This is a genomic window from Sulfurimicrobium lacus, from assembly GCF_011764585.1.
In the GTDB taxonomy this organism is placed as follows: domain Bacteria; phylum Pseudomonadota; class Gammaproteobacteria; order Burkholderiales; family Sulfuricellaceae; genus Sulfurimicrobium; species Sulfurimicrobium lacus.
Genome location: NZ_AP022853.1, coordinates 2,030,824 through 2,044,419 on the forward strand (window position 1 = coordinate 2,030,824; position 13,596 = coordinate 2,044,419).

At 59.7% G+C, this 13,596-nt stretch carries 13 protein-coding genes; 11 read left to right on the forward strand and 2 right to left on the reverse strand.

Translation table 11 applies throughout. The features are described 5' to 3' along the window. Positions 1-44: 44 nt before the first annotated feature. On the reverse strand, positions 45-1,904 hold the full coding sequence (oadA, locus tag SKTS_RS10070; RefSeq protein WP_173064109.1) for a sodium-extruding oxaloacetate decarboxylase subunit alpha: 1,860 nt from the start codon (positions 1,902-1,904) through the stop codon (positions 45-47). Between the two features lie 35 nt (positions 1,905-1,939). Continuing rightward, complete coding sequence (locus SKTS_RS10075) at positions 1,940-3,358, reverse strand: acetyl-CoA carboxylase biotin carboxylase subunit (protein ID WP_173064112.1); 1,419 nt, start codon at positions 3,356-3,358, stop codon at positions 1,940-1,942. Positions 3,359-3,515: 157 nt separating this feature from the next. Here SKTS_RS10075 and SKTS_RS10080 point away from each other — a divergent pair, with 157 nt between their 5' ends. The 11 genes from SKTS_RS10080 (at position 3,516) to SKTS_RS10130 (ending at position 13,574) form a co-directional block, all read left to right on the forward strand. Further along, the gene (locus SKTS_RS10080) at positions 3,516-4,019 is read left to right on the forward strand and encodes a YceD family protein (protein ID WP_173064115.1); all 504 of its coding nucleotides are present in this window, start codon (positions 3,516-3,518) and stop codon (positions 4,017-4,019) included. 15 nt (positions 4,020-4,034) lie between these two features. Next, positions 4,035-4,214, forward strand: coding sequence for a 50S ribosomal protein L32 (rpmF, locus tag SKTS_RS10085; RefSeq protein ID WP_173064118.1), 180 nt, complete (start codon positions 4,035-4,037; stop codon positions 4,212-4,214). 41 nt (positions 4,215-4,255) lie between these two features. Next, positions 4,256-5,278 (forward strand): phosphate acyltransferase PlsX, encoded by a 1,023-nt coding sequence (gene plsX, locus SKTS_RS10090; RefSeq protein WP_173064121.1) that lies wholly within the window; start codon positions 4,256-4,258, stop codon positions 5,276-5,278. Next, the gene (locus SKTS_RS10095) at positions 5,279-6,238 is read left to right on the forward strand and encodes a beta-ketoacyl-ACP synthase III (protein WP_173064124.1); all 960 of its coding nucleotides are present in this window, start codon (positions 5,279-5,281) and stop codon (positions 6,236-6,238) included. 18 nt (positions 6,239-6,256) lie between these two features. Continuing rightward, a complete protein-coding gene (fabD, locus tag SKTS_RS10100; RefSeq protein ID WP_425315630.1) occupies positions 6,257-7,180 on the forward strand; it encodes an ACP S-malonyltransferase in 924 nt (307 codons plus the stop codon). Between the two features lie 17 nt (positions 7,181-7,197). Further along, on the forward strand, positions 7,198-7,938 hold the full coding sequence (fabG, locus tag SKTS_RS10105) for a 3-oxoacyl-ACP reductase FabG (RefSeq protein WP_173064127.1): 741 nt from the start codon (positions 7,198-7,200) through the stop codon (positions 7,936-7,938). 93 nt (positions 7,939-8,031) lie between these two features. Continuing rightward, complete coding sequence (acpP, locus tag SKTS_RS10110) at positions 8,032-8,268, forward strand: acyl carrier protein (RefSeq protein ID WP_173064130.1); 237 nt, start codon at positions 8,032-8,034, stop codon at positions 8,266-8,268. A gap of 30 nt (positions 8,269-8,298) precedes the next feature. Continuing rightward, positions 8,299-9,531 carry a beta-ketoacyl-ACP synthase II gene (gene fabF / locus SKTS_RS10115; protein ID WP_173064133.1) on the forward strand — a complete coding sequence of 411 codons (1,233 nt, stop codon included), beginning with the start codon at positions 8,299-8,301 and terminating at the stop codon, positions 9,529-9,531. A gap of 21 nt (positions 9,532-9,552) precedes the next feature. Then, complete coding sequence (locus SKTS_RS10120; protein WP_173064136.1) at positions 9,553-10,878, forward strand: aminodeoxychorismate synthase component I; 1,326 nt, start codon at positions 9,553-9,555, stop codon at positions 10,876-10,878. 61 nt (positions 10,879-10,939) lie between these two features. Then, the gene (locus SKTS_RS10125) at positions 10,940-12,046 is read left to right on the forward strand and encodes an HD-GYP domain-containing protein (RefSeq protein ID WP_173064139.1); all 1,107 of its coding nucleotides are present in this window, start codon (positions 10,940-10,942) and stop codon (positions 12,044-12,046) included. A gap of 4 nt (positions 12,047-12,050) precedes the next feature. Next, positions 12,051-13,574 (forward strand): fumarate hydratase, encoded by a 1,524-nt coding sequence (locus SKTS_RS10130; RefSeq protein WP_173064142.1) that lies wholly within the window; start codon positions 12,051-12,053, stop codon positions 13,572-13,574. Positions 13,575-13,596 lie beyond the last annotated feature (22 nt).

The window sequence follows — 13,596 nt, forward strand, 5'->3', positions numbered from 1 at the left end:
AGGGTGGGGTAGGCGTAAGCCGTAACCCACCGACCTTTAATTTATTATTCGGGCTGAATTTCGATCAGGGCCTCATCGGGCGTGACGGCATCGCCTTTGGCCACAAACACGCCAATAACCGTCCCGCTGATGGAGGCCTGCACTTCGTTTTCCATCTTCATTGCTTCAATCACCAGGACGGCATCGCCGGCTTTGACCTTCTGCCCGGTCTTGGCCAGCACGTCGACGATGGTGCCGGGCATGGCGGTTGTGACGTGGCCCTGATGCGAGGGCCTTGGCCGTTTGCCGGCGGCAGATTTCTTGTCGCTACTCTTGACCTTGCCGCTGCCCGTGGCGACGCCACCGGGTCCACCGTAGACTTCGATTTCGGCCAGGGTTTCCACCAGCACTTCTTCCGGCACACCATCGACGGAAACGTAGAACGGCCGGGCGTCTTCGCCGGGCCGTCCGGAGCCGGTGACGTGAATGTGGTAGGTCTCGCCATGCAGCGTGACATTGAACTCGTTGGCGGCGTAAAACGGGCCGCAGGCTGTATTGGTGCCCATCGGCAACAACTGCTCCGGCTTGAGCGCATCGGCGGCGCGTTCCTGCAGAAAGTTGCGGCCCAGTTCCGGAAACATGGCGTAGGTCAGGACATCTTCCTCGCTTTTCGCAAGACTTTCGATTTCGCCGCGCAGCTTGTCCATCTCGTCTTCCAGCATGTCGGCCGGGCGGCAGGTGATGATTTCCTGATTGCCGATGGCGAGGCTGCGTACTTCTGAATTGACTGAGCCGGGAGCCTTGCCGTAGCGGCCCATGAAGTAGTTTTTTACCTCGGTGGTGACCGACTGGTAGCGTTCGCCGGTGAGCACGTTGAGTACGGCCTGGGTGCCGACGATTTGCGAGGTCGGTGTGACCAGGGGAGGAAAGCCGAGGTCTTCGCGTACGCGCGGGATTTCCAGCAGCACCTCATCCATGCGGTTGAGCGCGCCTTGTTCCTTCAACTGGTTGGAGAGGTTGGAGATCATCCCGCCCGGGACCTGGTTGACCAGCACGCGTGTATCCACGCCGGTGAATGCGCTTTCGTACTGCCAGTATTTTTTGCGCACTTCGCGGAAGTAAGCGGTGATTTCCTGCAGTGCCGCCAAGTCGAGGCCGGTATCGTATTCTGTGCCGGCCAGGGCGGCGACGATGCTCTCCGTCGATGAATGGCTGGCGCCTTCGCCGAAGGAAGAGTTGCAGGTGTCGAGTATGGTCGCGCCGTTTTCCACGCCCTTGAGGAAGCACATCGCGGAAAGTCCGGAGGTGGCATGGCTGTGCAGGTGGATCGGTATGCTGGTGGCGGATTTCAGCGCCTTGACCAGTTCGGCGGTGCTGTTGGGGGTCAACAAACCGGCCATGTCCTTGATGGCCAGGGTGTCGCATCCCATGGCTTCGAATTCCCTGGCCATGGCGACGAAATAGGGGATGTCATGCACCGGGCTGGTGGTGTAGCTGATGGCACCTTCGGCGACCTTGCCGGCCTTCTTTACCGCCTCGATGGAAACTTTCATGTTGCGCAGATCGTTCAGCGCATCGAACACGCGGAACACGTCGACGCCGTTGTCGGCGGACTTCTGCACGAAGGCGCGCACCACGTCGTCGGAATAGTGGCGATAGCCGAGCAGGTTCTGGCCGCGCAGCAGCATCTGGATGCGCGAGTTGGGCAGCGCCTTGCGCAGCTTTTTAAGGCGATCCCATGGATCTTCGCGCAGGAATCGTACGCAGGCATCGAAAGTGGCCCCGCCCCAGGCTTCCAGTGACCAGAAACCGATATTGTCGAGTTTCGCGCAAATGGGCAGCATGTCCTCGGTGCGCATGCGGGTTGCGATCAAGGACTGGTGGCCGTCGCGTAAAACCAGTTCGCTGATGAAAACTTTAGCCATGCTCTCGTTCCTAAAATTGATGTTACAGGACTATTTTACAGACCCAGGTGTGCCGCGATTGCCGCCGAAATGGCGGCCGCCAGCATGTCCTTGGGGGGGCGCACGACATAATTGGTCAGTTCCGGATGCGTTTCCACAAAGCTGGTGTCGAATTGCCCGCGGCGGAAATCCGGGTGGCGCAGGATTTCCTGGTAGTAGGGAATCGTCGTTTTGACGCCATATACCACCATGTCGTCGAGCGCGCGGCGACCGCGTTCCACCACGCCTTCCCAGGTCAGATTCCATACCGTGAGCTTGGCGCACATGGAATCGTAGTAGGGCGGAATCACATAGCCGCTATACATGGCAGCGTCGGTGCGTACGCCGGGGCCGCCTGGCGCGTAGTAGCGGGTAATCCGGCCGAAGCTAGGCAGGAAGCCATTCTTCGGGTCTTCGGCGTTGATGCGGAATTCCATGGCGAAACCGCGATAATGAATGTCTTCCTGCTTGTACTGCAGCGGCAAGCCGCTGGCAACGCGGATTTGTTCCTGCACGATGTCGATGCCGGTGATGTTTTCCGTGATGGTGTGTTCGACTTGCAGGCGGGTGTTCATTTCCATGAAATAGAACTGGTTTTCGCCGTCGAGCAAAAACTCCACCGTGCCGGCGTTCTCGTAGCCCACTGCTTTCGCGGCGCCTACCGCCAGGTCGCCGATGTAGCGGCGCTGCGCTTCGGTGAGCTGAGGGGAGGGGGCGATCTCGATCAGTTTCTGGTTGCGGCGCTGGATCGAGCAGTCGCGTTCGAACAGGTGGACGGCATGACCGAAACTGTCGCCGATCACCTGCACTTCTATATGTTTGGGGTTGACCACGCATTTTTCGAGGAACACTTCCGGCTTGCCGAAGGCCTTGCTGGCTTCGGAAACCACCCGGTCGTAGTTGGGGATCAGTTCAGCCTCGCTGTTGCAGCGCCGGATGCCGCGTCCGCCGCCGCCGTTGGTGGCTTTCAGCATTACCGGGTAGCCGATCTTGTTGGCCAGTTCTCGTGCTTCGTCAACGCTTTCCAGGTTGTGTTCGCTGCCGGGTATCACCGGGATGCCGGCTTCGATCATGGCCTTGCGCGCCTCGATCTTGTCGCCCATCTGCTGAATGACCTTGGCGGAAGGGCCGATGAAGATGATGCCGCGCTTTGCGCAGATTTCCGCCAGTACCGGATTTTCCGAGAGGAAACCGTAGCCCGGATGCAGCGCGTCGCAACCGGCGGCGACCGCCAAGTTTACAATGTTGTGCGCATTGAGATAGCCGATAACCGGGTCGGAACCGATGTTATAGGCTTCATCGGCCTTCTTGACGTGCAGCGCGTGGCGGTCGGCGTCGGAGTAGATGGCCACCGACTTGATGCGCATTTCGGAACAGGCGCGCACGATACGGACGGCAATCTCACCGCGGTTGGCAATAAGAATTTTTTTGATCACGTGAAAACCCGAATCTCAATTATTTTTGGCTGGGGCAGGCTTTGGCGATGCATGAACCGCCCAACGTAAACCCCGATCCAGCAAAACGGCCGTTCGTGGGCGAAACTCTTAAAGGCTTTTTGACACAAAAGCCGAAAAATTATATCATGTGCGGCTTATGTCTGAACAGGCTGTGGTCGATAACCTAGAATTTGCGCGGCACGGAGCGGTGTTGCAGGGTGAGTTCGCCATCGCGGAGCTTGATCGGTTGCGGGAGCATCTGCTCTCGAATCAAGGTGTACTGAAGTATACCCTGTTGGGCAAAACCGGCGCAAAAGGCGAGAGCCTGCTGGAGTGCAGTATCGATGGTAAGCTGGTTTTGCAATGTCAGCGATGTCTTGAAGCGTTGGAGTATCCGCTGCATGTCATTTCCACCCTGAAAGTGGTAAAAGGCCTGACGCAGTTCGACGATATTGGTGATGAAGATGAAGCTGTAGATTCGATTCCTGCCAGTAAGGCAATGGACGTGTCGGCTTTGTTCGAGGAAGAAGTTTTATTGAATTTGCCGATTTCACCTCTGCACGCCCCCGGCGCTTGCCGGGAGCAGGATGAGGCAAAGCCGGTGAAAGATGAAAGAACGAATCCTTTCGGTGCCCTGGCGGCCCTGAAAGGGAAACTGTAATTTAAGGAGTTTGAAATGGCTGTCCAGCAAAACAAGAAATCCCCTTCCAAGCGTGGCATGCACCGCGCACATGACTTTCTGACCAACCCGGCCCTGGCTGTTGAGCCGACCACCGGGGAAGCGCATTTGCGCCACCACGTAAGTCCGAGCGGCTTTTACCGTGGCCGCAAAGTTACGCGCGCCAAAGGCGAGTAACAGAAGCGCACCTCTGCGGCCGGATTCCCGGTCGCTAACAAATGGAAATTACTGTCGCGATTGACGCTATGGGCGGTGACCATGGCGCACATGTCACCGTGCCCGCCGCTCTGGAGATCCTGCGCCGGGATCCAGACGTTAATATCGTTCTGGTGGGGCTCGTTGAAGTTATCGAGGCCGAGTTGCGCGCGCATCGCGCCGCGGTGAGCTCGCGTCTGCGTATTCACCCCGCGAGCGAGGTCGTGACCATGGACGATCAGCCGGCCCTGGCATTGCGCAGTAAAAAAGATTCTTCGATGCGCGTGGCCGTCAATCTTGTGAAGAGCGGCGAGGCCAATGCCTGCGTTTCCGCCGGTAATACTGGTGCGCTCATGGCGATTTCCCGTTTTGTCCTCAAGATGCTGCCCGGCATCGAACGCCCGGCCATCGCCTCCGTGCTACCCACCCTCAATGGCCATACCCATGTGCTGGATCTTGGCGCCAACGTGGATTGCAGCGCCGAACATCTGCTGCAGTTTGGCATCATGGGCGCCATGCTGGTCGCGGCGGTGGACCATAAGGAGCGCCCGAGCGTCGGCCTGCTCAACATCGGCGAAGAGGACATCAAGGGCAACGAGGTAGTGAAACGTGCTGCCGAATTGCTGCGGGCAAGCGGTTTGAACTTCTATGGCAACGTGGAAGGCAATGATATTTACAAAGGAACCACGGATGTGGTGGTTTGCGATGGGTTCGTTGGCAACGTCGCGCTGAAGGCATCCGAGGGGCTTGCCAAGATGATCGGAGAATTGCTCAAGCAGGAATTCAAGCGCAACTTGCTGACCAAGCTCGCCGGGCTCATGGCGACGCCGGTCATGAATGCTTTCAAGAAGCGCGTCGATCCGCGCCGCTACAACGGCGCCAGTTTGCTCGGATTGCGCGGCATCGTGGTGAAAAGCCACGGTGGAGCGGACATATTCGCTTATGAACACGCCATCGAAACGGCAGTGGAAGAAGTGCGCAACGGTGTGCTGCGCCGTATTACCGAACAGATTTCGTTGTTGCACCCAGAACAAGGAGCAGCCTGAATGTACTCCCGGATCACCGGCACCGGCAGCTATTTACCTCAGAAAGTGCTGACCAATCACGATCTTGAGCGCATGGTGGATACCTCCCATGACTGGATCGTCAGTCGCACGGGTATCGAAGAGCGGCATATCGCGGCGGACGACGAGTCCACTAGCGACCTCGCACTGCACGCTAGCCGTCGTGCCATCGAGGCGGCCGGCATCGACCCGCAGCAGATCGATCTGATCATCGTTGGCACGACCACGCCCGACCGCATGTTTCCCAGTACCGCCTGCCTGTTGCAGGACAAGCTGGGCATCAAGAGCGGCGGCCCGGCATTCGACATTCAGGCGGTGTGCAGCGGTTTCGTTTATGCGTTGTCCACAGCCGATCAATTCATTCGCGGCGGACAGAGCAAATGCGCGCTGGTGGTCGGCGCGGAGACCATGTCACGCATCGTGGACTGGACCGATCGCAACACCTGCGTGCTGTTCGGCGATGGCGCCGGTGCTGTTATTTTGCAGGCCAGCGAAACCGAAGGCATCATTTCCACTCATCTCCACGCCGATGGCGGTTACAAGGATTTGCTGGCTGTGGAAGGTGGCGGCTGCGGCGTGAACCGTGCCGGAACGCCGCACATGGTGATGGACGGTACGGCAGTATTCAAATTTGCCGTCGGCGTGCTGGATTCCATCGTGGAAGAAACACTCAGCGCCAACGGCATGCAAAAATCCGACATCGACTGGCTGGTGCCCCATCAGGCCAATGTCCGTATTATTCAGGCTACTGCCAAGAAGCTCGGTCTGCCCATGGAGCGCGTGGTGCTGACGGTGAATGCGCATGGCAATACTTCTGCGGCTTCGATTCCCCTGGCCCTGGATACGGCGGTCCGTGAAGGCAAGATCAAGCGCGGCGAGACGATTCTCATGGAAGGCGTAGGCGGCGGCTTTACCTGGGGTTCGGTGCTGCTGCGCTGGTAATCATAGCGAGGATAAATCATGAAATTGGCATTCGTTTTTCCCGGCCAGGGTTCGCAATCGCTCGGGATGATGCAAGGTTTCGATGCTTTGCCAGTCGTGCGCGAAACTTTCGAAGAAGCAGGCACGGTACTCAAGCAGGACCTGTGGCAACTGGTCGCGTCCGGCCCGCTGGAAGCGTTGAATCAGACCGTCAATACCCAGCCGGCCATGCTCGCGGCGGGCGTGGCGGTGTACCGCGCCTGGCAGCGGGTGGGCGGTAATCAGCCGGCATTCATGGCCGGCCACAGCCTGGGCGAATACAGCGCGCTGGTGGCCTCCGGCGCCCTGACTTTTGCCGACGCGCTGCCGCTGGTGCGCTATCGCGCCGAGGTGATGCAGGAGGCGGTGGCCGAAGGCGTGGGCGGCATGGCGGCGATTCTCGGCCTGGACGATGATGCGGTGCGTGCCGTTTGCGCCGAGGCGGCGCAGGGTGAGGTATTGGAGGCAGTCAACTTCAACTCGCCCGGTCAGGTGGTGATCGCAGGGAACAAGGCCGCCGTCGAGCGCGGCATGGAACTGGCCAAGTCCAGAGGCGCGAAACGTGCGCTTCCGTTGCCGGTTTCGGTCCCTTCGCACTGCAGTCTGATGAAACCGGCCGCAGAGAAGCTTGCGCAATATTTGCAAACAGTGAAGCTGAACGCGCCGCAAGTGGCGGTTTTGCACAACGCGGATGTGAAAAGTTATAGCAGCGAGGCGGATATCAAGGATGCGCTCGTGCGCCAGCTCTACCAGCCGGTACGCTGGGTCGAAACGATACAGGCCCTTGCCGCCGCCGGGGTGACGCATGTCGCCGAATGCGGTCCAGGCAAAGTGCTGGCCGGGCTGAACAAGCGCATCGTGGCGGAAATGCAGGGCCTGGCGCTGACCGACGCGGCTGCGCTGGAACAAGCCAAGTCAATCTAAAAGTTAAGGGAGAAACGATGCTGCAAGGACAAATTGCGCTGGTCACAGGCGCCAGCCGCGGGATTGGCCAGGCCGTGGCGCTGGATCTGGGCAAGAATGGTGCGACCGTGATCGGAACCGCCACCAGCGAAAGCGGCGCGGAAAAAATCTCGGCATACCTGAAGGAGGCCGGCGTCAAAGGTGCGGGCTTTGCCCTGGACGTCAACGACAAGGCGCAAGTGAGCGCCGTGCTGGATGCCATTCAGAAACAGTTCGGCGACATAGCCATCCTGGTCAACAATGCCGGCATTACCCGTGACAACCTCCTGATGCGCATGAAAGAGGAAGAGTGGGACGCGATCATGGAGACCAACCTCAAATCGGTATTCCGCATGAGCCAGGCCGTGCTGCGTGCGATGATGAAGGCGCGTTATGGCCGTATCGTCAGCATCGCTTCGGTGGTCGGCACCATGGGCAACGCCGGGCAAACCAATTACGCCGCCGCCAAGGCGGGCATTATCGGCTTTTCCAAATCGCTGGCACGCGAAGTGGGGAGCCGCAACATCACCGTCAACTGCGTTGCGCCCGGTTTTATCGATACCGACATGACGCGCGCGCTGTCGGATGATCAGCGCAACGGCCTGCTGACACACATTCCCCTGGCGCGTCTCGGGACCGTAGATGACATCGCCGCGAGCGTCACCTTCCTGGCTTCCCCGCGCGCGGGTTACATCACAGGCGCCACCATGCACGTCAATGGTGGCATGTATATGGATTAATGCGGTTCTTCCCGCCATTGGTGCGGCGGGGAAACTCTGTTAAAATGCGGCGAATTTTTCGCATGTACTGTCAAACGAGAGGATAGAAATAATATGAGCGATATCGAACTGCGTGTTAAGAAAATTGTGGCCGAGCAGCTGGGCGTGAATGAAGCTGAAGTCAAAATCGAGTCCTCCTTCGTGGACGATCTCGGTGCGGACTCCCTCGACACCGTGGAACTGGTGATGGCGCTGGAAGAAGAATTCGACTGCGAAATCCCTGATGAAGAAGCCGAAAAGATCACCACCGTGAAACAGGCTGTTGATTACATCAACGCCCACCCCAAGTAATTTCCAGTTTTAACCCGAAACGGAGTCACCTTGGCTAAACGCAGAGTTGTCATCACCGGCTTGGGAGCAGTATCCCCGGTCGGTATCGGCGTCGGCGAGACCTGGAGCAACATCGTCGCTGGCAAATCCGGTATCACCAGGATTACCCGCTTCGACGCATCCGCCTTCGCTTCCCAGGTCGCTGGGGAAGTGAAGAATTTCGACGTCACCCAGTTCCTTTCCGCCAAGGAAGCGCGCCGCATGGATATTTTCATCCATTACGGCATGGTGGCGGGCATGGAAGCCTTCAAGGATTCCGGCCTGGAAGTGACGCCGGAAAATGCCGACCGTATCGGGGTCAATATCGGCTCTGGCATCGGCGGCCTGCCGATGATCGAGGAAACGCACACCACCTACCTGGAAAGCGGACCGCGCAAAATTTCACCGTTCTTCATTCCGGGTACCATCATCAACATGATCTCCGGCAACCTGTCGATCATGTTCGGTCTGAAAGGCCCCAATTACGCTGTGGTGACGGCTTGTACCACCGGGCTGCACGCAATCGGCATCGGCGCACGAACCATTGCCTACGGCGATGCGGATGTGATGGTTTGCGGCGGCGCGGAATCGACCGTATCTCCCCTTGCTGTCGGCGGGTTCGCCTCCGCCAAGGCGCTCTCCTCGCGCAACGACGATCCCGCGACCGCCAGTCGGCCTTGGGACAAGGGGCGTGATGGTTTCGTGCTGGGCGAGGGTGCCGGTGTGCTGGTGCTGGAAGAGTATGAACACGCCAAGGCCCGCGGCGCCAAGATTTACGCGGAACTTGCGGGGTTCGGCATGAGTGGCGATGCTTACCACATGACAGCGCCCGACACCGATGGTCCGAGACGTTCCATGGTCAAGGCCTTGCACGATGCCGGCGTCAACCCGGACGAGATTCAGTATATCAATGCCCACGGCACTTCCACGCCGCTGGGCGACAAGAACGAAACCGAGGCCATCAAGCTGGCCTTCGGTGATGCCGCCCACAAGCTGGTGGTCAATTCCACCAAATCCATGACCGGTCACCTGCTGGGTGGCGCCGGCGGTCTGGAGTCGGTGCTGACCGTTCTTGCCGTGCATAATCAGGTGTCGCCGCCCACCATCAACATCTTCGAGCAGGATCCGGAGTGCGATCTGGATTATTGCGCCAACACGGCGCGGGACATGAAGATCGACGTGGCGCTGAAGAACAACTTCGGCTTCGGCGGCACCAACGGTTCGCTGGTGTTCCGCCGCGTTTAAAACTTTCCTGGAGGGCCAGGCGTGCCGGCCATTGCATTAACCGGCGCGCTGCCTGATCTGCTGGCGCTGCATGTCCTGAACCGGCAGCGCTATCCCTATCTGTTGCAAAGTCTCGGCGGCACCGGCCGCTGGGATATTCTCTTCGCTTTCCCGCAGCAACATTACCCGTTTTATGCATCCGGCTCCGCCCATGCCTTCCTTCCGTCTCTGGACAAGCTGTGGGGCGATGCGTCTCAGCAGGCAGAGACCGACATCTCTGCTGCGCAATTGCCATTTCGCGGCGGCTGGTTCGTGTTTTGCGGCTATGAATTGCTGCACGAGATGGAACCGTCGGTCAGCGTCAGGCATGCGAGCGACGGGTTTCCGCTGGCCTGGCTGACGCGCATCCCCGCCGCGATTCTGGTGGATCGGGAGAAAAACCAGTGCTGGTTGATGGCAGAAGCCGGTTGCGAGGATCTGTTGCCGCAACTGCATGATGACCTTTCCCGTGCCGACTCGTTTCAGCCCAGGCCGATCTCCGTTTCCGGGCTGGTCGAGGAAGAGCCGGCGCAGTTCCTGCAAGGGGTGGAGAGCATCAAGCGCTATATCAGGGACGGGGACGTGTTTCAGGTCAACCTGGCGCGGCGCTGGGAGGCGCGGCTTGCAAAGGGCGACAGCGCCGACCTGTATGCCATGCTGCGCGAACGCAACCCAGCGCCGTTTGCCGGGCTTGCCGATTTCGGAGACAGCAGGATTATCAGTTCCTCGCCGGAGCGCCTTGCATGCATTCACGACGGTGAAATCGAAACCCGTCCCATTGCGGGAACGCATCCCCGGGCCTCTTCTCCGCAAGAGGATGCCAAACTGCGCGAGGCGCTCATTTCCAGCACCAAGGAACGCGCCGAGCACATCATGCTGGTCGACCTGGAACGCAACGATCTGGGGCGCATTTGCCAGCCTGGCAGCGTGCAGGTGGACGAACTGATGGCGGTGCGCAGCTATTCCTACGTCCACCATATCGAATCCGGCGTGCGCGGGCGCCTGCGCGCGGGCATCACGCCGGGGCAGGTGCTGCGCGCATTGTTCCCGGGCGGCACTATTACCGGCTGTCCCAAGGTCCGGACCATGCAGATCATCGCCGAACTGGAAGCCAGTCCCCGGGCGGCCTACACCGGCAGCATGGGCTACATCAATCACGATGGCAGCATGGACCTGAATATCCTGATCCGCACTTTCATGCAGCAGGGGGAACAATTGAGCTTTAAGGCAGGCGCGGGTATCGTGGCAGATTCGGACCCCGAGCGCGAGCTGGCTGAAACTCGCGCCAAGGCCAAGGGTTTGCTGAGGGCGCTGGATGTGCCGCCGTGACTGGTTGAACGCGGGGCGATTCGGTGCGGCGCAGGGCAGGAAAACAATAAGGAATAACAACATGGCAAATATTCAGCTACTGACCAATCCGACTGTTCAGGACCGCGAAGCGCTCGGCGAGTTTGCGGAATCCCTGCTGGATCGGGCACCCGAAATCGAGAAAGACATGGCCCGCCTGGGCAAAGCGCCCGCCGATCGGGTGGTGATTGCCGACCTGTTTCGCTCCCTGCACAACATCAAGGGTGACGCTGCGCTGTGCAAAGTCGAATTCGCGATCCAGATCGCTCACCCGATCGAATCCCTGTTGACGCGCCTGCGTGCCGGAGAGTTGCGCTATTCACGGCTGATGGGGGAGGTCATCCTGCTGGCGGTTGACCGCCTGGAACTGGCGACCGAGGCGCTGGTTGCGGGCAGGGGCGTGAGCCATTTGAAACTGGTTGCCCTGGTGGAAGGGTTGGAACAGTTGAGCCAGTCATCGCAGGGCGATCTGGACCGTGTCGCGGCGCAAGTGATCAAGGCGGTGACGGGCTTCAACCCGGCGCCTGTGGCACCAGCTCCTGCGGCAAAACCACAGATGCAATTGAAAAACCAGGATCTTGTTTCTTCCGATCTGCAGTTTTTTCATTCTCTTGCCTTGCAGTTCGAGGCGCGTTCCCCTCTTTTTCAAGGGCGTACCGCGCGGATACTAGATCTGGCTCTTGAAACCAACCATGCTGCCGGCGCCCCGGTGGATCGCGTGCAATTGGAAGCGGCCGTTTACATGCACGATGTCGGGATGATGTTCCTGCCCGAATATCTGTGGTTGAAAGTCGGCAAAATCAGCGACGATGAGAGGCGCATTCTGCAGGGCCACAGCGCGTTCGGCGCGGGCATTCTGCAGCGCATGGACGGCTGGCAGCAGGCTGCGGAAATGGTCTCGCAGCACCACGAAATGCCCGATGGGGCGGGCTATCCGAACGGGATCGGCAACGCTAAAATCAGCGCAGGAGCAAAAATTCTCTCCATCGTGGACGCGTTCGAGGCAGTCACGCTCAAGCATCGCGCCCGTGGCGACAAACGCTCGATATTGCGGGCCATCGCAGAAGTGAATGCCTGTGATAACCAGTTTGCCGCGGAATTCATCGAGCCCTTCAATACCGTGGTTCGGCACATGCTGGAACAGCAATAGCAAAATGACGATTATCAATCAAGAAGACTTCATCTCCAGCATCGCCGATGCGCTGCAATATATTTCCTATTATCATCCGCTCGACTACATCCAGGCATTGGGCGAAGCCTACCAGCGGGAACAGTCCCCCGCAGCCAGGGACGCCATTGCCCAGATACTCACCAATTCGCGCATGAGCGCATTAGGCCATCGGCCCATTTGCCAGGATACCGGCATCGTGGTGGCGTTCGTCAAAGTCGGCATGGCGGTGCGCTGGGATGCAACGATAAGCGTGAGCGACATGGTGAACGAGGGCGTGCGTCGCGCCTACCTCAACCCGGACAACGTGTTGCGCGCCTCGGTGGTGGCCGATCCTGCAGGCGCGCGCCGGAACACCCGCGACAATACCCCGGCGGTAATCCATTACGAAATCGTTCCCGGCGACAAAGTCGATATCACGCTCGCAGCCAAAGGCGGCGGCTCGGAAAATAAATCGAAATTCGCTATCCTCAACCCTTCCGACAGCATCGTCGATTGGGTGCTGAAAACTGTCCCTGACATGGGTGCCGGCTGGTGCCCGCCGGGGATACTGGGCATCGGTCTCGGCGGCACGGCGGAAAAGGCCATGCTGCTGGCCAAGGAAGCCCTGATGGAGCCGGTGGACATCCACGAGTTGCAGGCTCGCGGTCCGAACAGCCGGGTGGAAGAACTGCGCCTGGAATTGTTCGACAAGGTGAACGCGCTGGGCATCGGTGCGCAGGGTCTGGGTGGCCTGACCACCGTGCTGGACGTGAAAATCAGGGATTACCCCACGCATGCCGCCAGTCTGCCGGTGGCGATGATTCCCAATTGCGCGGCCACGCGCCACGTCCATTTCACCCTGGACGGCAGCGGCCCGGCGCTGCTGCCCCCGCCCTCCCTGGACGCGTGGCCAAAGGTGGAGTGGCAGCCCGCGGCGGACGTAAGACGCGTCGATCTCGACCGCGTGTCGCGGGAGGAAGTGGACAGCTGGAAACCGGGAGAAACGCTGCTGCTGAGCGGCAAGCTGCTGACCGGGCGCGATGCCGCCCACAAGCGTATTGCGGATATGTTTGCCAGGGGGGAGGGGCTGCCGCCCGGCGTGGATTTTACCAACCGCTTCATTTACTACGTCGGCCCGGTCGAGCCGGTGCGCGACGAGGTGGTTGGTCCTGCGGGGCCGACGACTGCGACGCGCATGGACAAGTTCACCGACATGATGCTGGAAAAGACCGGCCTGATCGGCATGATCGGCAAGGCGGAACGCGGCGAGGCCGCGATAGAGAGTATCCGCCGCCACAAGGCGGTCTACCTCATGGCCGTCGGGGGGGCGGCTTACCTCGTGGCCAAGGCAGTCAAGTCGGCCAGAGTGATCGCCTTCGCGGACCTGGGCATGGAGGCGATCTACGAATTCGTGGTGCAGGACATGCCGGTAACGGTGGCGGTGGATTCCGGCGGGACTTCGGTGCACAACACCGGGCCGGCAGAGTGGCGCGGAAAAATAGGGAAGATACCGGTCTTGCGGGGTTAATGGCAGTCGTGTGAGCGGTGGA

What these genes read in the sequence shown, in the direction of transcription:
- oadA (WP_173064109.1), bottom strand. Translation starts at nt 1,904, where the DNA reads ATGGCTAAAGTTTTCATCAGCGAACTGGTTTTACGCGACGGCCACCAG.
- SKTS_RS10080 (WP_173064115.1), top strand. Translation starts at nt 3,516, where the DNA reads ATGTCTGAACAGGCTGTGGTCGATAACCTAGAATTTGCGCGGCACGGA.
- rpmF (WP_173064118.1), top strand. Translation starts at nt 4,035, where the DNA reads ATGGCTGTCCAGCAAAACAAGAAATCCCCTTCCAAGCGTGGCATGCAC.
- plsX (WP_173064121.1), top strand. Translation starts at nt 4,256, where the DNA reads ATGGAAATTACTGTCGCGATTGACGCTATGGGCGGTGACCATGGCGCA.
- SKTS_RS10095 (WP_173064124.1), top strand. Translation starts at nt 5,279, where the DNA reads ATGTACTCCCGGATCACCGGCACCGGCAGCTATTTACCTCAGAAAGTG.
- fabD (WP_425315630.1), top strand. Translation starts at nt 6,257, where the DNA reads ATGAAATTGGCATTCGTTTTTCCCGGCCAGGGTTCGCAATCGCTCGGG.
- fabG (WP_173064127.1), top strand. Translation starts at nt 7,198, where the DNA reads ATGCTGCAAGGACAAATTGCGCTGGTCACAGGCGCCAGCCGCGGGATT.
- acpP (WP_173064130.1), top strand. Translation starts at nt 8,032, where the DNA reads ATGAGCGATATCGAACTGCGTGTTAAGAAAATTGTGGCCGAGCAGCTG.
- SKTS_RS10125 (WP_173064139.1), top strand. Translation starts at nt 10,940, where the DNA reads ATGGCAAATATTCAGCTACTGACCAATCCGACTGTTCAGGACCGCGAA.
- SKTS_RS10130 (WP_173064142.1), top strand. Translation starts at nt 12,051, where the DNA reads ATGACGATTATCAATCAAGAAGACTTCATCTCCAGCATCGCCGATGCG.